Genomic DNA, 20,614 nt, shown 5'->3' on the forward strand with positions numbered 1-20,614 from the left:
GTCGCTCAGGCTGGGAAGGCCACTTCCCCCGTCAGGCCTGAAAACAGCGTCTCGGTGTGTCCGCCGACCCAGATCGGGCCGCCGGCTTCGTGTTCGATGCGGATGCGGCCCGAGCGGCCGAGGCGGGTGCCTTGCGTGGCAGTGTAGGGTGCGGAGACGTGGCCAGCGCGGAGCATCCATTCGGCGGCGGAGGCATTGAGGCTGCCGGTCACAGGGTCCTCGATCAGGCCGCCATAGGGATCGCTGAAGATCGCGCGCACTTCATAGGCGAAGGGACTGCCGGCAGGATGTAGGCCGACAAGGCCGATATCGATGCGCGAGGCGTTCGAACGCGCCGGTTCGACTGCGATGACCGACGCCGCATCCTTGAGCTGGATGCCGAGCCAGCCGGGTCCGTTGTCGATCCACTCGGCGGCGACGACATCGCTGGCTGTGATGCCGAGGACACCGCAGGCCTCCGCCAGCTTGTCTGCATCGACGGCGCCCGCGCGCAGCAGCGGCGGCGCCGCAAAGGCAAGGCCATCGGCACCGCGGCGCACATCGATGAGGCCCGCGCCGCATTCCTGCACGACCTTGCCGCCATGGCGCGGCGTGCCGCCGAGCGCGAGCCATGCATGGGCCGAGCCGAGCGTGGGATGGCCGGCGAAGGGCAGTTCCCGGTCCAGCGTGAAGATGCGCACGCGGTAGTCCGCCGCTTCGCTGGTCGGCGGCAGCAGGAAGGCGGTTTCCGACAAGTTGAGCCAGCGCGTGATGGCCTGAAGTTCGGCGGTATCCCGATCGCCATCGAGCGCGATCACGGCCAGCGGATTGCCCGAGAACGGGGTTTCTCCGAAAACGTCGACGAGCTGGAACGGGTACTGCGGCATGATTCTGACAACCTCCGCGCCGGGGATGGCGCTGGGCTGACGTTCAGCGTCGCATGGCCCTGTTTGCAAGAATGAAAAGCCATCGCACAGAGGAGTGTCGCTATCTGCGGTGCGGCCTCAGCTTTCCGGGATCGCCATGCTGAAGCGCAGGCCGAACACGAGCGAGCTGCGGGCAGTCTGATCCCAGCCCGGATGGATTACGTATTGCAGATCGGGCTGGATATTGAGCCAGGGGGCGAGCTGGCGCTGCGCGGTGAGTTCCAGCACGGTTTCGGCGCGGCGGGCGCTGTTTGGTGCGAACAGGGTCTGCCGTGCGGCTTCACCGAGCCGGGCGTGGGCGGCCGCAAGGCCGAGGCGCCAGTCGCCAAGAATGGCGACCGCACCGCCGCCGACATAGGTCGCCACCGGATTGGCGCGGGAATCGGCGATGCCTAGGCGGATCCACGCGCTGAGTTTGCGCGTCACCGCGCCCTCCAACATGCCGTAAACCCCGCGTGATATGGCGGGCGGCCGGGCAGGATCGAGCGCATCGAAGCGCGTTGTATACTGCCAGCCGCCGGCCTGAAGCAGCCAGGTGCCAATCGGCAGGCGCGTCTCGGCGATGAGGAGGGCGCCGGTCGTGCCGGGAAACCGCAGCGCAGCCTTGCGCGGATCGTTGCGGGAACCGGCGAGCGCATCGAACACGCCGAGCGCGAGCGCCTTGCGGCCATGCTGCAGCCGCACGACCAGCGCGGAACTGGTCATGGGGAAGATCGATGGCCCGGCGAGGCCGCTTTGCGAGATATCGGGGCCGATGCCGAAGGCGCTGTTGACGAAGAGCGCGCCGGTGTTCTGGATATCGAATTCGGCATTGAGATCGATGAGGCCGGCCTTGGCGGAGAGGTAGGGGCTGGGCTTCCACTGCGCCCAGGCCTCGTAGACATGGGGGAGGGTATCGGCCTCCAGGCTGCTCACCGTCTGGTAGGCGCCGATGCGGCGGCCCGAGAAATCCGGGCCGTGAACCGCAATCAGATCGAGATGCGCCGACAGCGCATCGAGCCCGATGACAGGGCCTTTGAAATCGACCCAGGCATCGGCGCGGCCCACGAAGTCGGTGCCACGATCGGCACTGTGCGCGGCGGCGGAGAGCAGATCGGCGGTGTAGGATGCGCCGAATTCCACCACCGATTGTGCCGCAGCCGGGGCAGGCGCAGCAAGGCAAAGCGCAGCAGGGCAGGGCGCAGCAAGTGCGAGTGCGGCAAGGGCAAGGCGAGTGGATCGGCGCATCGCCATGCGGGATAGGACCGATGCGGATAAGATCGTCCTTCGCGGGGATCAGGGAAAGGGCGCAGCATGGTTGCAGCATTCGCGAAGGGTTTGGCATCAGGCCCACTCTGGGCGCGCGGCATTACTTCGTGCGCAAAGTCTGGCCGGGGCGCAATTTCCTGATGACTCTGCTTATCCTATGCGGTAAATCCCCTAGCACATAACAAGTCGTTCACCCGGCGCGACCTTGGGAGAGGATGCGTAAAATTGCACCGCGCCGGGTGTCCAGATTTGTTTCTTCCCTGAAATCGCCGTTCCGTCCGCTGCCTGCACGGTGCGCGTTTCCATGCGTTTTGTTGCTGGATGATCGAGAAGGTCGATCATTGTAAGCGGACAAATGCACTGGCCGCTGGAGGGGGCTTTGCGCCAGAAGATGAGGGCCCGGTGGCCTCCCCCCGGCCCCGGGCAATCCGATCCTGAAACCCGAGCGGTATCCGGCAGGGATGCGCGCGCCTGTCTGCCTTGCGGGCGGCTGCGCGCCCGTGTCCGGCTTCCGCCAAAAGAGAGGACCTTACCTATGCGCGCTTCGCTTACGACCCTCGCCATTGCGCTGCTTGCCGCAATGCCGGTGGCCGGGCACGCCGCCGATGCGGCCATGACGCCGCCGGCCCCCACCGCCGAAAAACCGACCACCAACAAGGACTGGTGGCCCGACCAGCTTGATCTGACGCCGCTGCGCCAGAACGAAAATACGTTGGCGAGCCCTTATGGTTCTGATTTCAACTACACCAAGGCGTTCCTCAGCCTCGATCTCAAGGCGGTGAAGGCGGATATCGCCAAGGTGCTGACGACCTCGCAGCCTTGGTGGCCGGCGGACTATGGCAACTACGGCCCGTTCTTCATCCGCATGGCCTGGCACAGCACCGGCACTTATCGCACGATGGACGGGCGCGGCGGCGGTGCGGGTGGCGAGCAGCGCTTCGAGCCGCTGAATTCGTGGCCTGACAACGCCAACCTCGACAAGGCGCGCCGGCTGCTTTGGCCGATCAAGCAGAAGTATGGCCGCAAGCTCTCGTGGGGCGACCTGATGGTCCTCACTGGCAATGTCTCGCTGGAACAGATGGGCTTCAAGACGCTGGGCTTCGGCGGCGGCCGCGCGGATACGTGGCAGCCGGATGCGGTTTATTGGGGCACCGAGAAGAAGTGGCTGGCAGCCAATGGCGACCGCTGGAACGAGAAGCGGCAATTGAAGGGCCCGCTCGCGGCAGTGCAGATGGGCCTGATCTATGTGAACCCCGAAGGCCCGAACGCGAACGGCGATCCGATTTCCGCGGCGCATGATATCCGCCAGTCGTTCGGCCGCATGGCGATGAACGACGAGGAAATCGTTGCGCTGATCGCGGGTGGGCACACCTTCGGCAAGGCGCATGGTGCGCATGCCGCGACGTGCGTTGGTGCGGCGCCTGCAGGTGCCGGGATCGAAGCGCAGGGCACCGGCTGGAAGAACAGCTGCGGCACGGGCGTCGGCAAGGATGCTGTCACCAGCGGGCTGGAAGGCGCGTGGTCGGCCAGCCCGGTGCAGTGGACGAGCCAATACCTCGACAACCTGTTCGCGTTCGAATGGGTCAAGGTGAAGAGCCCGGCGGGCGCGACGCAGTGGCAGCCGGCGAACGCGGCGGACGTGCAGATCGTGCCCGACGCGCACGAGGCAGGCAAGACCCACGCGCCGATCATGTTCACCACCGACATGGCGATCAAGCAGGACCCGGCGTTCCGCGCCATCGCGCTGCGTTTCAAGGACAAGCCCGAGCTCTATGCCGATGCCTTCGCCCGCGCGTGGTTCAAGCTGACCCACCGCGATATGGGGCCGAAGACGCACTACATCGGTGCGGACGTGCCGGCACAGACCTTCAACTGGCAGGACCCGTTGCCGGCTGATGGCCACCCGCTGATCGGCGCGGCGGAAATCGCGACGCTGAAGAGCAAGGTTCTGGGCGCAGGCGTCACCCCGGCGCAGCTGGTGCGCACGGCGTGGGCTTCGGCCTCCACGTGGCGCGGATCGGACCTTCGCGGCGGCGCCAATGGCGCGCGAATCCGCCTTGCGCCGCAGAAGGACTGGGCGGTGAACGATCCGGCGGAGCTGGCCAAGGTGCTGGCCGGGCTGGAAAAGGTGCGCGCCGAGTATAACCGCAGCGCGCCCGGTGGCCGCACCGTCAGCATGGCGGATCTGATCGTGCTGGCGGGCAATGCCGCAGTCGAGCAGGCGGCGGGCAAGGCCGGTGTTGCGCTTGAGCTGCCGTTCATGCCGGGCCGGGTCGATGCCACGCAGGAGCAGACCGATCCTGCCGCCTTTGCGCCGATGGAGCCGAAGTCTGACGGCTTCCGCAACTATCAGGGCGCGGATGCGTGGCAGTCTCCGGCTGAGGCGCTGGTGGACAAGGCGAGCCTGTTGGGGCTGACCGTGCCGGAAATGACTGTGCTGGTCGGCGGGCTGCGCGTGCTCGATGCCAATGCGGGCGGATCAAACGCGGGCGAGTTTACGGGCCGTCTCGGCACGCTCTCGAACGACTTCTTCGTCAACCTGCTGAGCATGGACACCGTGTGGAGCAAGGCGGGTGCCGCCTATGAAGGCCGCGACCGGGCGAACGGCGCGCTGAAGTGGACCGCGACGCCGGTGGACCTGATCTTCGGCTCGAACTCCGAACTGCGCGCGGTGGCCGAAGCCTATGCCAGCGAAGATGCGCGCGAGCAGTTCGTGCGGGATTTCGCCAAGGCCTGGACCAAGGTGATGAACGCCGACCGTTCGTAAGTTTGCGATGTGAAGGAAAGGGCCGGGGCGCAGGTAGCGCCTCGGCCCTTTCTTGTTTCAGGCGTTCGGGCGGTTGGCGAGGAGGTTGTCCACCACGCTGGGATCGGCAAGCGTGGAGGTATCGCCAAGGTTGCCCACATCGTTCTCGCCGATCTTGCGCAAGATGCGGCGCATGATCTTGCCGGAGCGGGTCTTGGGCAGGCCGGGGGCGAACTGGATCACATCGGGCGTGGCGATGGGGCCGATTTCGTGGCGGACCCACTGGACCAGCTCCTTGCGCAGCGCCTCGTCGGGCTCGACGTCGGCGTTGGTCGTCACGAAGGCGTAGATGCCCTGACCCTTGATCTCGTGCGGCATGCCCACGACCGCCGCTTCGGCGACCTTGGGGTGGGCGACGAGCGCGCTTTCGATTTCGGCGGTGCCCATGCGGTGACCGCTCACGTTGATCACGTCATCGATGCGGCCGGTGATCCAGTAGTAACCGTCCTCGTCGCGGCGGCAGCCGTCGCCGGTGAAGTAGTGGCCGGGGAAGGTGGTGAAGTAGGTCTGGAAGAAGCGCTCGTGATCGCCCCAGACGGTGCGCATCTGGCCGGGCCAGCTCTGCTCGATGACCAGGCAGCCATCCGCTGCGCCTTCGAGAAGCTGCCCCTCGCCGGTCAGGAGCGCAGGTTTGACGCCGAAGAACGGACGGCTGGCCGATCCGGGCTTCAAGGCCGTGGCGCCGGGCAGCGGGGTGATCATCGCGCCGCCGGTTTCGGTCTGCCACCAGGTGTCGACGATCGGGCAACGGCCTTCGCCGACGACCTTGTGATACCATTCCCAGGCCTCGGGATTGATGGGTTCGCCCACCGAGCCCAGGAGGCGCAGCGACTGGCGGGAAGTCTTCTTCACCCACTCGTCGCCCTCACGCATCAGGGCGCGCAGGGCTGTGGGGGCGCCGTAGAAGATCTCGACGCCGAACTTGTCGACCACTTGCCAGAAACGGCTGGGATCGGGGAAGTTGGGCACGCCCTCGAACATCACGGTGGTCGCGCCGTTGAGGAGGGGGCCGTAGACGACGTAGCTGTGGCCCGTCACCCAGCCCACATCCGCTGCGCACCAGTAGATCTGGCCGGGACGGTAGTCGAAGACGTACTCGTGCGTCATCGAGGCCCAGACCGAGTAGCCGCCGGTCGTATGCAGCACGCCCTTGGGCTTGCCGGTGGAGCCCGAGGTGTAGAGGATGAACAGCGGGTCTTCCGCGCTCATCTCTTCGGGCGGGCAGTCAGCGGATTGCTGCGCGGCGGCGCTGGCCCAGTCCACATCGCGGCCTTCGACCACTGGCACATCGGCGCCGGTGTGCTTGAGGACGATCACGGTATCGACGCCGGGGCAATGCCCCAGTGCTTCATCGACATTGGCCTTGAGCGGCACCTTCTTGCCGCCGCGCAGGCCTTCGTCCGCGGTGATGACGAGGCGGCTGTCGCAATCGCTGATGCGGCCGGCGAGGGCATCTGGTGAGAAGCCCGCGAAGACGATCGAATGGATCGCGCCGATCCGCGCGCAGGCGAGCATGGCGACGGCGGCTTCGGGGACCATCGGCAGGTAGATCGTGACGCGCGAGCCGCGCACCACGCCGCGCGATTTCAGCAGATTGGCGAAGCGGCAGACCATATCGTGGAGTTCGCGGTAGGTGATGCGGCGGTCGGGAGTGTCCGGCGAATCCGGCTCCCACAGAATGGCGATCTGGTCGCCGCGCTCCGCGAGGTGGCGGTCGAGGCAGTTGGCGGCGAGGTTGAGCGTGCCGTCCTCGAACCAGCGGATGCCGAAATCAGCCTCGTGGAAGCTGGTGGTGCTGACCGTGGTGAAGGGCTTGATCCAGTCCAGCCGCTGCGCCTCGCCGCGCCAGAAATCTTCGGGGTTCTCCAGCGAGGCCGCATACATCGCCTTATAACGCGCGTCGTCGATCAGCGCGGAATTCGACCAGTTTTCGGGAACCGGATAGAGTGCCGTGCTCATCGTAGATATCCTCTCGCAGCGTGTTCGGTTTGCGCCGCTTTAAGCCGAACTGGGCCAAGTTTGCCAAGCCTTGAATATGCCATGTCAGGCTTTGGGTGTGGCTTTCCACGCGAGGAAGAAGCCGAGCCCGAGGAGGAGGTCGATTCCGGCGAACCCGGCATCGAGGGCGCCGACGCGGTGCTGCGTGAAGAGCAGCAGGGTCGGAACGCCGAAGGCTAGCTTCTCGAACACCACGGCCATCATCACCCGGCGATAGCGGACCGGGTCCGACGCGATCAGCCAGAACAGGGCCTGGAACACGAGCGCAAGGCCGACGAAGCCGAGATAGACGTTGGGCTGCTCGGCCGGCCATGGGGCGAAATAGGCCGGGACGAGAACCAGCGCGCCATAGATCGCGGCGGCGCGGAAGAAGATCGGGGTCCAGCGGGGCATGGGCCTCAGTGCGCGCCGGCCATGGCGGTGAGGAACATCAGGACTACCGGGTGCGGCTCGATCGTGGCCAGTTGCGCCTTGACTGATGCGAAGGCATCTTCGGCGGCGGAAAGGGCGAACTGGATATCGGCCTCGGTCATCGCGGCGCAGAAGAACATGTTGTGCCAGGGGTGGACGTAGACGCCGCGCTTGAGCATCGCCTCGCCCCACGCAAAGCCGATGCGGTAGTCGGGGTCGCCCTCGAACAGGATCTGCGGCATCTGGACGGGGCCGGTCTGACGCAAGGCGAAGCCGTGCTTTGTGGCGAGCGCGTCGAGGCCTTCGCGCCATAACGTGCCGAGGCGGATCGAGTTTTCGAGGTAATCGGTCTCGCGCAGGATCTTGAGCGTTTCGACCCCCGCGGCCATGGGCACGGCGGCGAACCAGAACGAGCCAGTGACGTAGATCTGGCCCGCGCCCTCGCGGCAGCGGTCGTTGCCAAGCAGGGCGGAAATCGGGTGCCCGTTGGCGAAGGATTTGCCCCAGCAGCTCATGTCCGGCCGCACGCCGACGAGTTCCCAGCTGCAATCGCGGATCAGGCGGAAGCCCGCGCGCACATCATCGACGATGAGCATCGCGCCGGTTTCGTCGCAGAGTTCGCGGGCGCGCCTGGCATAGGCCGGATCGGGGAGCGCCTGATCGATGAAGGCATCGTGCTTGAAGGGCGAGGCGAAGATGGCGGCGAGATCGTCGCCGGCTTCGGCGACGGCAGCTTCGAGGCTGGCGACATCGTTGTACTGATATTTCGAGATTAACGCGCGTTCTTCCGGCACGATCCCGGCAGGCATCGGCGTGCACCACGGGGCCGCGCCGTGATAGGCGCCGTCCGCCACGAGAATGCGACGCTTGCCGGTCTGCGCGCGCGCGGTGGTCATCGCCATGGTGGTCGCATCGGTGCCGTTCTTGCAGAACATCGCCCAATCGGCGTGGCTGACCATGCCGACCAACGCTTCGGCGAGATCGACGAAGTGCGCGCTGGGGCCGGTCATCGTATCGCCAAGCGCGAGTTGGGCGACAGCGACGTCATTCACGCGCCTGTTGTTGTAGCCCAGCAGGTTGGGGCCATAGGCGCACATGAAATCGAGGTAGCGGTTGCCATCGACGTCCCAGATATAGGCGCCTTCACCCTTGCTGAAAAACTGCGGGTAGCTTTCGGGCATGAGCGTGGTCGCCTCGTGGCCGTACATGCCGTTCGGCACGACTTTCAGGGCGCGTTCGCGCAGAGCTTTGTCGGCGGCGTTCGTGGTCATCAGGCTCTCCCTCATATGGTTCAGGCGGCTTGGTGCGCAGACGTGCGCAGCGGCAGGTATTCGGGCAGGAACGTGCGGGCATAGGCCTCGCGCGCGCGGCGGGCCTGCTCCTCGTACGCGTCGGTGATCGTGCCGTGGCGGTGGACCGAAAGGGTCCAGATCGCATCGTTGATCACGAGCAGTTCGGTGAAACGCTCGATCAGATCGTGGCTGGGGGCGATCTCGAACAACTGGCTGAGTTCGGCCATCGAGCGCTGCGCGAGCACGCGGTCGTTTTCGAGATCGCGCGCGCGAATCGTGGCGGAAAGGCCCGAACCGAGCAGGAGGCGGCGCGCGGCGGCGTGGGCGTTGTAGTGATCGCGGCCATGACCATAGCGCGCGGCGACATAGTGCTGCCAGGTCTGGATGCCGGGGGGCAGCGGCTTGTCGAGCAGATCGACGAATTCGCGCACGTAGCGTTCGGCCAGCGCCACGAAGACTTGCCCAGCATCGGGAAAGAAATGGTAGATCGAGGGGGCGGAAAGGCCCGCTTCCTCGGCGAGGGTGTAGATGCTGATCTGCGCGGGCTCGAGCGTTTCGAGCAGGCGATCGGCGGAATCGAGGATCGCCTCGAACCGCTGCTGGCTGCGCTTCTGGCGCGGGCGGCGGATCGCTTCGGCGGAACCGGGCGCCCCCGGCCTGGGGAGGATTGTGACCATGCAGCGAAGCCTAGCGCCGATTTTGCGAGGTTCAACCTAAATTCAAATAAAAATCCGAATTTAAGTCAAATTCGGCTTGACGCTGCTGCGGAATGGGGGAAGCTTTGCGTCATGGGGATCAGGGCTCGCGCCTGTGCGCTGCGGAGCCGAAGCGGGGGGAATGATTATGCGTCGGGCCAAAGTGAAGCAGTGCCTCGGGATCATTCTGGCGGGAAGCGCGCTGGCGCTGGCCATGCCGGCCTTGGCGGAGGAAGCCGCGCCGCCTGCAAAGGATGCGGGAATTGCCGAAATCGTGGTCACCGCGCAGCGCCGCGCGCAGAACGTGCAGGATGTGCCGATCGCCATCGCGGCGATCAGCGGCGATGCACTGAGCGAGACCGGTATCCGCGATCCGCGCGACCTCACGCTGCTGGTGCCGAGCCTTTCGATGCAGGCGGGGACGGCGGCCTCGACCACATCGCTGTTCATTCGCGGCGTGGGTATCGGCGATTTCAATTCCAACACCACGGGCGCGGTTGGCGTCTATGTCGATGACGTGTTCCTTGGCGCGAACGCGGGCAAGCTGTTCAACGTGTTCGATTCGGACGGGATCGAAGTGCTCAAGGGGCCGCAGGGCACGCTCTATGGCCGCAACACCACGGCGGGCGCGATCCGCTTTGCGAGCCGCAAGCCGACCGACGAACTGAGCGGCGATTTCTCCGCGCTCTATGGCCGGTTCAACGAAGTGCAACTGGAAGGCGGGATCGGCGGGCCGATCGCCAAGGATCTGCTCAAGGTGCGCGTGGCGGGGTTCCTGAACCGGCGCGACGGGACGACGCTGAACCGCGTGACCGGCAACAAGGTCAACAACATCAACCTCTGGGCGCTGCGCGGGATTGCCGATTTCACGCCCGCGCCCAATGTGCTGCTGCGGCTTTCGGTGCATGGCGGCAACAACACCGGCGGCGCGCGGCAGTTCCAGCATCGCGGGCAGGGGGTCGATTTCTTTGGCAACCCATCGTTCCTGCCCGATGGCACGTCGACCGACGCGTTCGGCTACGCGGATACCGACAAGAACGTCTATGCCGGGGACTACAATGTCGAAGGCAAGGAGCGCATCGGCGTATTCGGCGCCTCGCTGCTGGGGCAGGTGGATTTCGGCGGGGTCCAGCTGACCTCGATCACGGCGTACGAGCAGGTGAACCGCGCGACGCTGGAAGATACCGACGCCAGCCCCAACGACTTCGTGGTAGCCTACTACGAAGACCGCCCGCGCCAGTGGAGCGAGGAGCTGCGCCTGCAATCGACTGGCGAGCGCAAGCTCAACTGGATCGTCGGTGCGTACTATTTCCACGACACGCTGGCGACCGACAGCAGCTTCGATCTGCTGCGCAGCTTGCGCGATCCCGGCGATCTGCTCGGCACGTTCGATCCGGTCAATTCGCTGGGGCTGCTGCGCTATCCCTATACGCAGCGGACGCGGAGCTTCGCGCTGTTCGGCCAGGCGGATTACAAGCTTACCGACAAGCTGACCGCCACAGTTGGCCTGCGCTGGTCGAACGACCGGATCAACATGGATTACCACAGCCTGTTCGATGCGGTGGGCGGGGTGGTGCCAGTGAAGGCCTACTCGGACGTGACCCTGCCGCTGCTCGATTTCAACGGCACCAAGACCTTCCGCGATCTCTCCTGGCGCGCGGCGCTCAACTACAAGACCGGCGATACGCTGGTCTATGCCTCGTTCTCCAAGGGCTACAACAGCGGCGGGTTCGCGGGCGGGGCCTCGACCGATGCGCTGCAACTCGCGCCGTTCAATTCGGAGAAGCTCTATGCCTATGAAGTGGGGCTGAAGACCGAATTTCTCGACCGGAAGGTCCGCTTCAACACCTCGGCATTCTACTACGACTACCGCGATCTGCAGGTCTTCGTGTTCGATCTGACCGGGCCGATCCCGGTGCAGCGCAAGCTCAACGCGGGCAATGCGGAGATCTACGGGCTGGAGGCGGAACTCACCGTGCGGCCGACGCGCAATCTGGATCTGTTCGGTGCGGCAACCTTCATGCACAGCGAATACAAGAAGTTCGCCGCGCTGGGCGGGGTGAGCTATTCGGGCAACCGGCTGGTCAATGCCCCACGGTTCGCATTTTCGGGCGGGATCAACCTGACGGTGCCGCTGGCCGGAGGCTCGGCGATCAAGGCGCGGGTGGACGGTACATACGTGTCCTCGATCGCGCTGTTCCCGGACAATGCAGCGAGCACCGAAGTGAAGGGCAACGGCCGGGTTAACGCCCGGCTGGCGTGGCAATCGCCGTCCAAGACCTATGAGGCGGCGCTTTGGGTGAAGAACCTCAATTCGGCGCGGGTGATATCCTCAATTGCGCCAGTGATCACGCAGGACCAGATCAACTACAACGATCCACGGACCTTCGGGGTCCAATTGATCGCGCACTTCTGATCGGCGCGGCGAGCTTAGAAAAAGGCGGCAATTCCTGATGCTTGACGTACATGGCTGGCTTGAGAAGTTCGGCGCGGCGCTGGCCGCCGGGGATGGCGCGGCGGTGGCGGGCCTGTTCCTGCCCGATGGCCTGTGGCGTGATTACCTGGCGCTGGGCTGGACGCTGGCGACGCATGAGGGGACGGCGGCGATCACCGCCTTCGCAAGCGCACGGGCACGGGATTCCGGCATTGGCGGCTTTGCCAGCGATGCGCCCGCCGGGGCGAGCGAAGGCTTCATCAGCTTCGAGACTGCGCTGGGCCGGGGCGAAGGCTATGTGCGGCTGGTGGGCGAGCAGTGCTTCACGCTGCTGACGGCGCTCAAGGAGCTCAAGGGCTTCGAGGAACCGCTGCGCGGGCGGCGCCATTCGGGTGTGGTGGACGAAACCGGCCAGCGCACCTGGGAAGACGTGCGCCACGACGATGTGGAGCAGTGGAGCGAGAGCAATCCGCCCTATGTGCTGGTGATCGGCGCAGGGCAGGGCGGCCTTGCGCTGGGCGCGCGGCTCAAGATGCTGGGCGTGCCGTGCCTGCTGGTCGACAAGTATCCGCGCGTGGGCGACCAGTGGCGCTCGCGCTACAAGTCGCTGCTGCTGCATGATCCGGTGTGGTACGACCACATGCCCTACGTGCCGTTCCCGGATCATTGGCCGGTCTACACGCCCAAGCAGAAGATGGGCGACTGGCTGGAATACTACGCCGGGATCATGGAACTGGGGATCTGGACCAGCACCGAATGCAAGGGCATTTCCCGCGATCCTGCCACGGGCAAGTGGCGGGTGGAGCTGCTGCGCGACGGGAAGCCGGTGACGCTTGTGCCCGAACATCTGGTGATGGCGGTGGGTAATGCGGGCTTTGCGGTCACGCCGGAATTTCCCGGGCGGGACAGCTTCAAGGGCCACCAATGCCATTCGAGCGAGCATCCGGGCGGCGAAGGGCTTGAGGGCCAGCGGGTAGTCGTCGTCGGCGCCAACAACTCCGCACATGATATCTGCGCCGATCTGGTGAGCCATGGCGCCGAGCCGGTGATGATCCAGCGTTCCTCCACGCTGATCGTGCGGCAATCGAACATGGAGACGCTGCTGGCCGGTGCCTATTCGCAGCAGGCGTTCGATTCCGGACTCGTTACCGACAAGGCGGACCTGATCAGTGCGTCAGTGCCGCTGCGGCTTGCCGAGAAGGTCAACAGGGCGACGTGGGATGCGCTGCGGGTTTCGGAAGCGCCGTTCTACCAGCGGCTCACCGATGCAGGATTCCAGGTCGATTTCGGGCCGGACGGCACGGGCATCGCGATGAAGTTCCAGCGTACTTCGTCAGGCTATTATGTCGATGTCGGCGCTTCGGAAATGGTGGCTGACGGGCGGATCAAAGTGCGTTCCGGCGTCACCATCGAGCGCATCGACGAGGACGGGCTCGTGCTCTCTGACGGCAGCCACGAACGCGCCGACAGGATCATCTACGCGACCGGTTTCGGCGATATGAAGCAGTGGGTGGCGCGCCTCATCAATCCCGAGGTTGCCGAGCGCATCGGCAAGACCTGGGGCTATGGCTCGGGCTTCCCGGGCGACGAAGGCCCGTGGGAAGGCGAGATGAAGAACCTGTGGAAGCCGACGCCCGAACCGGGGCTGTGGTTCATGGCCGGAAATCTCGCGATGGCGCGCAGTTACTCGCAGTACCTCGGACTGCAGTTGAAGGCGCGGTACGAGGAGCTGCCTGTCGAGCCTTACGTCCCCGCCTGAAGCCGGGGGCGCGCCGCGAGCGCCCCTCCGATCATCACGAGGCCGAGAACGACGGCGGCTGAACACGCGAGCAGCACGGTATCGATCCCTTGCGCCTCGATCATCATGCCCGCTGCCGTGGGCAGGATCGCTGCGCCCATAAGCTGTGCCGAGGCGGCGAAGGGCAGGCTGCGGCGGGTAGGATCGGCCTCAAGCAGGAAGCCGGTGAGCGCGGGCGTGAGGACCATCCACACGAAACCGTAACCGACGATGAGTCCCCAGCCTGCGGCGCCGTCAGCGCCGCGCAGGAACAGCAGGGCGACGATGAGGACCAGGGCGAGGCCGGTGACCACCGCCTTCGTCCCGGCATGCCCGCGCTCGCCCACGGCAATGGCGACCAGCGCGCCCGCCATCTGCCCGACCATCGAAGCGGTGACCATCGGCGCGATGCGTTCGGGCGCGATGCCGCGTGCTTCGAGCCACAGGCCCATATAGGCCCAGATCCCGATGACCGCGCCGACCAGCAGTGCCGAGGCGCCGAGGCCGATCCAGCCGGAAAGCGGGATGGCACCCTTGCTGGCGGCGATTTCGGCATGAGCGGCGGGGGCGAGCCGCGACGGCACGAGCGGCAGTGCAAGCGCGGTGAGCGCGGCGATCACGGCGAGCGCGTGCTGGACATCAGCCGCCGAACCGGGTGCGGCGGCGCTCGCGAACCATTGCAGGATGGCGTACTGGCTGGCGGACTGAAGGAACAGGAACGCGGCCGCTGCGGCGTTGAGGCCCCTGGCCTTCGCGATGGCACCGGCCGCGACGCCGACCAGCAGGCCGCCGCCCGCTCCCGACACTGCGCGGACCAGCAGCAGCGGGATTGCGGCCGGGAGCAGGTTTGCTGCGATGGTAATGGCGATGCCGATCAGCGCGACCATGCGCGCCGGCGTCCGCCCCAGTAACGCGATGCCGCCCGCACTGCCCAGCGCGATGGCAGCGATCTCTATGGCCGCGAGGAGGCCAAGGCTGGCCTCGCCGATCCGGCCTTCGTGGACGTAGCTGCCATAAAGCAGTGGCTGGACGCCAAGCACGAGGAGCCCTGCTGCACCGATCAGGAGGCAGGCGCCGAGGGAGATGCGGGAGGGTGCGGGGCCGGTAGATTCCTTGTGCGCCGCCATCCCATACCCTCGATGATCCAATAATTATCTGGTTTATTGGGCAGGGTGCAGCTCGAGTCAAGCGCGGGGGGGGCGCCGCTACCGAAGCGGCTTACGGTGATGGAATTGGAGAAGCTGACGGCGAACCCTTCTGCAGACACTCAGGCATCACGCGCTTGGCGGTGGCCCGCTCAAGCCTCTTGTAATCGGTTGCGCAACCACGCAGACCGTACTCGTCATCTGGTCCGGTCGCCGCACCGCCTTGGCAGGAGTTTTCATTGACCCTCAGTCGCCGCGATCTGCACCGCATCCTTCTCGGCACCGGAGCGGTGGCGCTTGTGCCGGGGCTTGCGCGCAGCAGTCTTGTCCAGGCGGCCGAGGCAGCCGGTTCCGATCCGCTTGCACTGGTCGACCCCGAACTGCGCGCGGCAGCGCGCGCGATGCTGGGGCAGAAATTTCCGCCGATGACGCGTGAGGCTCTGCCGGCAATGCGCGCCGCTTGGGCGCCGCTGCCGCTGCTGGCCGCGCCCGAGGTCAGGCTCCAGACGATTCCCGGACCGGCGGGCGCGCCGCCCGTCGCGGTCGAACTGATCGTGCCCGGCGTATCAAGCACGCCAAGGCCGGCGATCGTGCATATCCACGGCGGCGGGATGATTTCCGGCCGCGCCCGCAACATGACCGCGTTCTGCCAAACACTTGCGGCGGAATTCGGCGCGGTCGTGGTCAATGTCGATTATCGCCTGTCGCCGGAAACGCCTTTCCCTGGCCCGGTGCTCGATAACTATGCCGCGCTCGAATGGCTTGCGGACAATGCGCAGAGTTTGGGTGTCGATCCGGCGCGTATTGCGGTGATGGGTGAAAGCGCCGGTGGCGGGCTGGCCGCGATGGTCGCGCTGATGGCGCGCGATCGCGGCAAGGTGGCGCTGTGTCAGGCCGTTCTGATCTATCCCATGCTCGATGACCGCACCGGTTCGACCCGCAAGGTGCCGCCGCATATCGGCACGATTGGTTGGTCGGCTGAGGCCAATCGGTTCGGCTGGTCGGCGTTTCTGGGCGTACCGGCGGGATCGGATGCGGTGCCCGCCGGCAGCGTCCCCGCTCGGGAAAGCAATCTGGCAGGTCTTGCCCCCACCTTCATCGGCGTCGGCGCGCTCGATCTGTTTGTCGACGAGGATATCGCGTTTGGCGGGCGCCTGATCGCGGCAGGGGTGAAAACGCGTATCCATGTCACGCCCGGCGCATGGCATGCCTTCGATTTCGTCGTGCCCGAAGCGCGCGTGGCGCGGGAATTCACAGCAGCGTGGAAAGCGGAACTCCGCGCTGCCTTCGCGGCTTAGCGCGCGAGATTCCGGTCAAAGAATTTCACGATGACGGCGTAGGCCTCGCGCGATTCGGGCATGTCCGGCTTGTAGAAGAAGCCGTGGAACAGGCCTTCCCACACATGCAATTCCGCCGGAACGCCGAGCGCAACGAGGCGGGTGTGGGTCTTGACCGCCGAACTCAGTTCGAACCCGCGCGTTGCGGTGAGGATCAGCGTCGGCGGGAACAGGCGCAGCACGGCATCGGATGAGCCGGGCGAGACGAGCGGGTCCTTGGGGTCCGCGTCCTTGAAATAGGGTAGGGCGGTCCATGTCGGCGGGGTGGTGGTGGGCCATGCCGGGGCAGGGCGGGCCTCGCCCACGGCGGCGGTCATGTAATCGGCATCGCCGCCGAAGCCGTTGGACGAACTGGTGAGGCCTGCGCAGAAGATGCCAGCCGCACCGGGGCGGGGCAGGCCGTGCTTCTGAAACCAAGCCAGCGACATGCCGGTGAGCATCCCGCCGGCCGAGCAGCCATAGATGCCGATCTGCTCCGGGCGGTGGGACTTGAGCAGTTCGCGGTAGACCAGCGCCACATCCTCGCTGGCGGCGGGGAAGGTGTGGTCCGGACCCTGCCGGTAATCGACCGAGACGACCCGCACCTTGCCGAGCGCGGCCACGGGAATGGCTTCGAGCTCTGCGCAGCCGGGGAAGCAACCCATGAAGCCTCCGCCATGCAGGTTGATCAGCACGCGGCGGGCATTGCGCGGGGCGATCCCGGCCTTGGGAGCATAGTCGAACACGCGCACCCCGCCGATGCGGTGCTCGCGCATGGTGGTGGCAAACGCGGCCCTCGCTTCGGCGAGATAGGGCTCCATGAACACCGGCACGCCGGCCACCTGCTTCACTTTCTCCGGGTTCTGCATGTCGTGCAGATGGTCGGCCATGTACTGCTTTGCCTCGGGGCTGAGCATCGACGAGACCGGCACGGCCATTGCGGGCACATGAACCGTGCCGTCTGCATCCACGGCAACCTTGGGCGGTGCATCCGCTGCGATAGCCGCCTGCGGGACGGTCAGTGCCGCGATGGCCAGCGCGAGCGCGCCAGCCAGCCGCATCGCGCGGGCGCACATGGGAAATGTCGGGCTGATCATGGCGCGGCTTCTCTCCTGATGATCCGCGGCGAGGACTTCGCGTCTGCCGTCCCGATCTGGCTCTTGCGTAATCGATTGCAATTGTGACCGCAAGGTGTAAGAAGGTAATCGATTGCGCGCGAGTGTGTGCGCCGATGACCGCGCCAGAGATTGCGGCAAAGCTAGAGGGATTGAGGGTGACGTTCACACGCAGATCGTTCGGCCTTGCTGCTGCTAGTGCCGCCGCGCTGACAGCCATGCCGCTGCGGGCCCTTGCGGCTTCGACAGCGCCGGTGGGCGATCCGCTGCGGATGGTCGATCCTGAACTGCGCGAAGGCGCAAGGATGATCCTGGCCCGGCCGCTGCCCGATCCGCTCGATCCTGCCGCGATCCGGGCGATGCGGCTGAAGGCCCCGCCACCACCGCCGCCGCTCGCATCCCCGGCCATCGATCTGCGCCGCATTCCCGGGGCGCCGGGGCATCCCGAGGTGCCGATCGCGGTGATCGGTGCGCGCCCTGGCGAAGCGCCACGTCCGGCGGTGCTGCATATCCACGGCGGCGGATTCATTGTTGGCCGGATGACGGACACGTTCCCGGCTTCCCAGCGCCTTGCAGAGGAAATGGGCTGCGTGGTGGTTGAGGTCGATTACCGGCTGGCGCCTGAAACCGCATTCCCCGGACCACTCGAGGATTGCCATGCCGCGCTGGTCTGGCTTCACGCAAATGCAGCCGCGCTGGGCGTGGATCCGGCGCGAATTGCGGTCATGGGTGAGAGCGCGGGCGGCGGCCTTGCGGCCATGGTGGCCATCGCCGCGCGCGACCGCCGCAGCGTGCCGCTGTGCTATCAGGTGCTCATTTACCCGATGCTCGATGATCGCACCGGCAGCACGCGCCGGGTGCCGCCGTTCATCGGCACGATCGGCTGGAACGAGGCGGGCAACCGGGTCGGCTGGGCCACTCTGCTCGGCCAGCCTGCAGGCAGTGCATCGGTGCCGCCGGGGTCGGTTCCCGCACGGATCGGCAGCTTTGCCGGTCTGCCCCCCGCGTTCATCGGCGTGGGTGCGATCGATCTCTTTGCCCAGGAAGACGTGGCTTATGCGCAGGCGCTGATCGCGGCCGGCGTGCCGACGCAGCTGCTGGTCATTCCCGGCGCGTACCACGGCTTCGATTTCATCGCACCCGCATCGCGCGCCGCGCGCACCTTCACCGCATCGTGGAAGGCGGCGCTGGCCGCTGCCTTCCAGCCCGCATCCGTCAGAACCTGAAGCAAACACTCGCCCCAAAGTGCGAGCAGGCAACGGTTTGACACTCGTTGCACAATCGATTACGCAAACACTCAAGAACGAGGGAGGATACCATGAAGCCCAATCACCATCGCAACCAACTGCGCGCGTGCCTCGCCGGTGCCGCCGCCACCATCGCCATGATGTCGGCGGTATCTGCCCATGCGCAGGAAGCGGCACCGCAGGCCAGCGAAGCGGCCGGCGCTGACGAAATCATCGTCACCGCGCTCAAGTCCGGCTCGCTCAAGCTCGATCAGGTGCCGATCGCGATCCAGGCATTCGGCGGCGACACGCTCAAGCAGCGCAACGTGCGCGATGGGTCGGATCTGATCCAGCTCATCCCCGGTGCCTCGCAGGCGCAGGAAATCGGCGCGGGCTACCGCATCTTCTCGTTCCGTGGCTCGGGCGCGGGCGGCCCTATCGGCGATGGCCTGATCGGCTACTACCTCGATGATACCCCGTTCGGCGTGCCCAACAACCAGGCCGCGCCGCCGGTGCAATACTTCGATATCGACCGGATCGAGGTGCTGCGCGGACCGCAGGGTACGCTTTATGGCCTCGGCTCGTCAGCGGGTACGATCATCTATCGGACCAAGAACCCCGATCTCGAGAAGATCACCGTTGCGGGCGAGGCGGAGCTTTCGAAAACGGGCGATGCCGGTGATCCCAACTACCGCGGTGCCGCCGCCATTTCGGTCCCGCTGATCGAAGGCAAGCTCGGCCTGCGCGTCAGCGGTGGCTACGATCGCCGCGCGGGCTATGCCGATATCTATTCGGGTGCGCCCACCGGCACCCCGCGCGAGAAGGACGCCAACGACGTCACCTCGAAGGACATTCAGGCGGTTCTGCTGTGGAAGCCCGATGCTCTCACCACCGTGCGCCTGCGCGGCTGGTACTTCAGCACCGATCAGAACTACCTCAACGTCATCAACTCGGTGAAGCCGCCCTATGCCTCGTTCCAGGGCGACGTGGTGGGCTATGACCGCCGCCGGGCCTGGTATCTTTCCAACACGATCACCCGCGATATCGGTGATCTCACGCTCACCAACGCGACCTCGTATCAGAAGTCGCTGCCCGGCGGTTTCCAGGTCGGTCTCAATCTCGGCGCGCCGCTCGGCATCGGCACGCTGATCAACGGCGGCGATGCGCGCAACTTCGTCAACGAACTGCGCCTTGCCACCAACAAGGGCGGGCCGTTCAAGGGCGTGGCGGGTGTGTTCTATCAGAACGCACGGAGCCTTTATACTTTCAACCTCAACTTCCCCGCCTTTGCGCTGAGCGGCCAGACCGTGACCAAGACCGAGAACGCGGCGCTGTTCTCCGAGGCCAGCTACGAGCTGTTTGGCGGCAAGCTCGTCCCGCTGGTCGGACTGCGCTATTTCAAGGACAAGCGCACCGCGGATTCGGTTTCCAACGGCGTTCCCGTATCGATCAAGGCAACACCCGATGCGGTCACCTGGCGCGCCAACCTGGCCTACTATCCGGTGCCGAACTGGACGGTGTTTTTCAACGCCGGCACCGGTTTCCGCAGCGGCATCCTGCAATCGCAGGCCCAGGCCGATGCGGTGATTGCAGACGGCGTGCCCAGCGGGCTCTCGCTCACGCCCGACAAGCTGCGCAATCTTGAGATCGGCACCAAGGGCACGCTGTTCGATGGCGCGCTCCGCCTCGCGATCAGCCTCTATGATATCAAGTACACGAACATCCAGAGCGCCTTCAACACGTCGATCGGCCTTGCCGCCTTCGCCAATCTGGGTGACGGCAAGGCAAAGGGCATCGATCTCGAAGCGACCTGGCGCACGCCGCTCAAGGGGCTGACGCTCAACATGATCGGCAATATCAACGATTCCAAGTTCACCAAGGTGATCCCCGCCTTCAACGGCGCGGACCCCCGGATTGCCAACGGCAAACGCCTGCTCAACACGCCGACCCACAACTTCCGGCTCGACGCGACCTACGAAACGAACGTCGGCAAGTACGAAATGTTCGTCACCGGATCGGCGACCGCGGTCGGCCGCTTCCGGCTGGGAGATGCCACGGTGAACGAGATCAACCCCTATCAGCTGTTCCAGGCGAGCATCGGCCTGCGCCGCGATCGCTACGAGCTGCGCCTCTTTGCAGACAACCTCTCCGATGAGCGCGGGCCGACCTCGGCAAACGGCCCGACGCTGCTGGCTGGGCCGCGCCCGCGCACCATCGGGGTCACGTTCCGCCTCAACACCAACTGA

At 65.8% G+C, this 20,614-nt stretch carries 15 protein-coding genes; 6 read left to right on the forward strand and 9 right to left on the reverse strand.

The window, feature by feature from the left end:
* Positions 1-5 precede the first annotated feature (5 nt).
* The 3 genes from ACO06X_RS17140 to ACO06X_RS17150 form a co-directional block, all read right to left on the reverse strand.
* Positions 6-866: a PhzF family phenazine biosynthesis protein gene (locus ACO06X_RS17140; protein ID WP_421837400.1), complete on the reverse strand. Its 861-nt coding sequence runs from the start codon at positions 864-866 to the stop codon at positions 6-8.
* A 117-nt stretch (positions 867-983) separates the two neighbouring features.
* On the reverse strand, positions 984-2,132 hold the full coding sequence (locus ACO06X_RS17145) for a carbohydrate porin (RefSeq protein WP_421837401.1): 1,149 nt from the start codon (positions 2,130-2,132) through the stop codon (positions 984-986).
* A 192-nt stretch (positions 2,133-2,324) separates the two neighbouring features.
* A complete protein-coding gene (locus ACO06X_RS17150) occupies positions 2,325-2,495 on the reverse strand; it encodes a hypothetical protein (RefSeq protein ID WP_421837402.1) in 171 nt (56 codons plus the stop codon).
* 193 nt (positions 2,496-2,688) lie between these two features.
* Between ACO06X_RS17150 and katG the strand changes: the two genes are divergently transcribed.
* Complete coding sequence (katG, locus tag ACO06X_RS17155; protein WP_421837403.1) at positions 2,689-4,920, forward strand: catalase/peroxidase HPI; 2,232 nt, start codon at positions 2,689-2,691, stop codon at positions 4,918-4,920.
* Positions 4,921-4,977: 57 nt separating this feature from the next.
* Here the strand turns inward: katG and acs are convergent, their stop codons facing one another.
* From acs to ACO06X_RS17175, 4 genes are all read right to left on the reverse strand, one after another.
* Positions 4,978-6,918: an acetate--CoA ligase gene (gene acs, locus ACO06X_RS17160; RefSeq protein WP_421837404.1), complete on the reverse strand. Its 1,941-nt coding sequence runs from the start codon at positions 6,916-6,918 to the stop codon at positions 4,978-4,980.
* 84 nt (positions 6,919-7,002) lie between these two features.
* Entirely contained in the window at positions 7,003-7,350 is a 348-nt protein-coding gene (locus ACO06X_RS17165) for a hypothetical protein (protein ID WP_421837405.1), read from the reverse strand.
* Between the two features lie 5 nt (positions 7,351-7,355).
* Complete coding sequence (locus ACO06X_RS17170; RefSeq protein WP_421837406.1) at positions 7,356-8,639, reverse strand: aminotransferase class III-fold pyridoxal phosphate-dependent enzyme; 1,284 nt, start codon at positions 8,637-8,639, stop codon at positions 7,356-7,358.
* A 20-nt stretch (positions 8,640-8,659) separates the two neighbouring features.
* Positions 8,660-9,337, reverse strand: coding sequence for a TetR/AcrR family transcriptional regulator (locus tag ACO06X_RS17175; protein WP_421837407.1), 678 nt, complete (start codon positions 9,335-9,337; stop codon positions 8,660-8,662).
* 160 nt (positions 9,338-9,497) lie between these two features.
* Here ACO06X_RS17175 and ACO06X_RS17180 point away from each other — a divergent pair, with 160 nt between their 5' ends.
* Entirely contained in the window at positions 9,498-11,771 is a 2,274-nt protein-coding gene (locus tag ACO06X_RS17180; RefSeq protein WP_421837408.1) for a TonB-dependent receptor, read from the forward strand.
* A 37-nt stretch (positions 11,772-11,808) separates the two neighbouring features.
* Complete coding sequence (locus tag ACO06X_RS17185; protein ID WP_421837409.1) at positions 11,809-13,548, forward strand: NAD(P)-binding domain-containing protein; 1,740 nt, start codon at positions 11,809-11,811, stop codon at positions 13,546-13,548.
* Here the strand turns inward: ACO06X_RS17185 and ACO06X_RS17190 are convergent.
* Complete coding sequence (locus tag ACO06X_RS17190) at positions 13,533-14,693, reverse strand: hypothetical protein (RefSeq protein ID WP_421837410.1); 1,161 nt, start codon at positions 14,691-14,693, stop codon at positions 13,533-13,535. The two genes, ACO06X_RS17185 and ACO06X_RS17190, sit on opposite strands and share 16 nt — an antisense overlap.
* 257 nt (positions 14,694-14,950) lie before the next feature.
* Here ACO06X_RS17190 and ACO06X_RS17195 point away from each other — a divergent pair, with 257 nt between their 5' ends.
* Positions 14,951-16,009 carry an alpha/beta hydrolase gene (locus ACO06X_RS17195; protein WP_421837411.1) on the forward strand — a complete coding sequence of 353 codons (1,059 nt, stop codon included), beginning with the start codon at positions 14,951-14,953 and terminating at the stop codon, positions 16,007-16,009.
* Here ACO06X_RS17195 and ACO06X_RS17200 read toward each other — a convergent pair.
* Positions 16,006-17,124 carry an alpha/beta hydrolase gene (locus tag ACO06X_RS17200; protein ID WP_421837412.1) on the reverse strand — a complete coding sequence of 373 codons (1,119 nt, stop codon included), beginning with the start codon at positions 17,122-17,124 and terminating at the stop codon, positions 16,006-16,008. The two genes, ACO06X_RS17195 and ACO06X_RS17200, sit on opposite strands and share 4 nt — an antisense overlap.
* Before the next feature lie 176 nt (positions 17,125-17,300).
* Here ACO06X_RS17200 and ACO06X_RS17205 point away from each other — a divergent pair, with 176 nt between their 5' ends.
* Both ACO06X_RS17205 and ACO06X_RS17210 read left to right on the forward strand, forming a co-directional pair.
* The gene (locus tag ACO06X_RS17205) at positions 17,301-18,368 is read left to right on the forward strand and encodes an alpha/beta hydrolase (protein ID WP_421837413.1); all 1,068 of its coding nucleotides are present in this window, start codon (positions 17,301-17,303) and stop codon (positions 18,366-18,368) included.
* Between the two features lie 92 nt (positions 18,369-18,460).
* Positions 18,461-20,614, forward strand: coding sequence for a TonB-dependent receptor (locus tag ACO06X_RS17210; RefSeq protein WP_421837414.1), 2,154 nt, complete (start codon positions 18,461-18,463; stop codon positions 20,612-20,614).

Source organism: Novosphingobium sp., assembly GCF_965229225.1.
In the GTDB taxonomy this organism is placed as follows: domain Bacteria; phylum Pseudomonadota; class Alphaproteobacteria; order Sphingomonadales; family Sphingomonadaceae; genus Novosphingobium.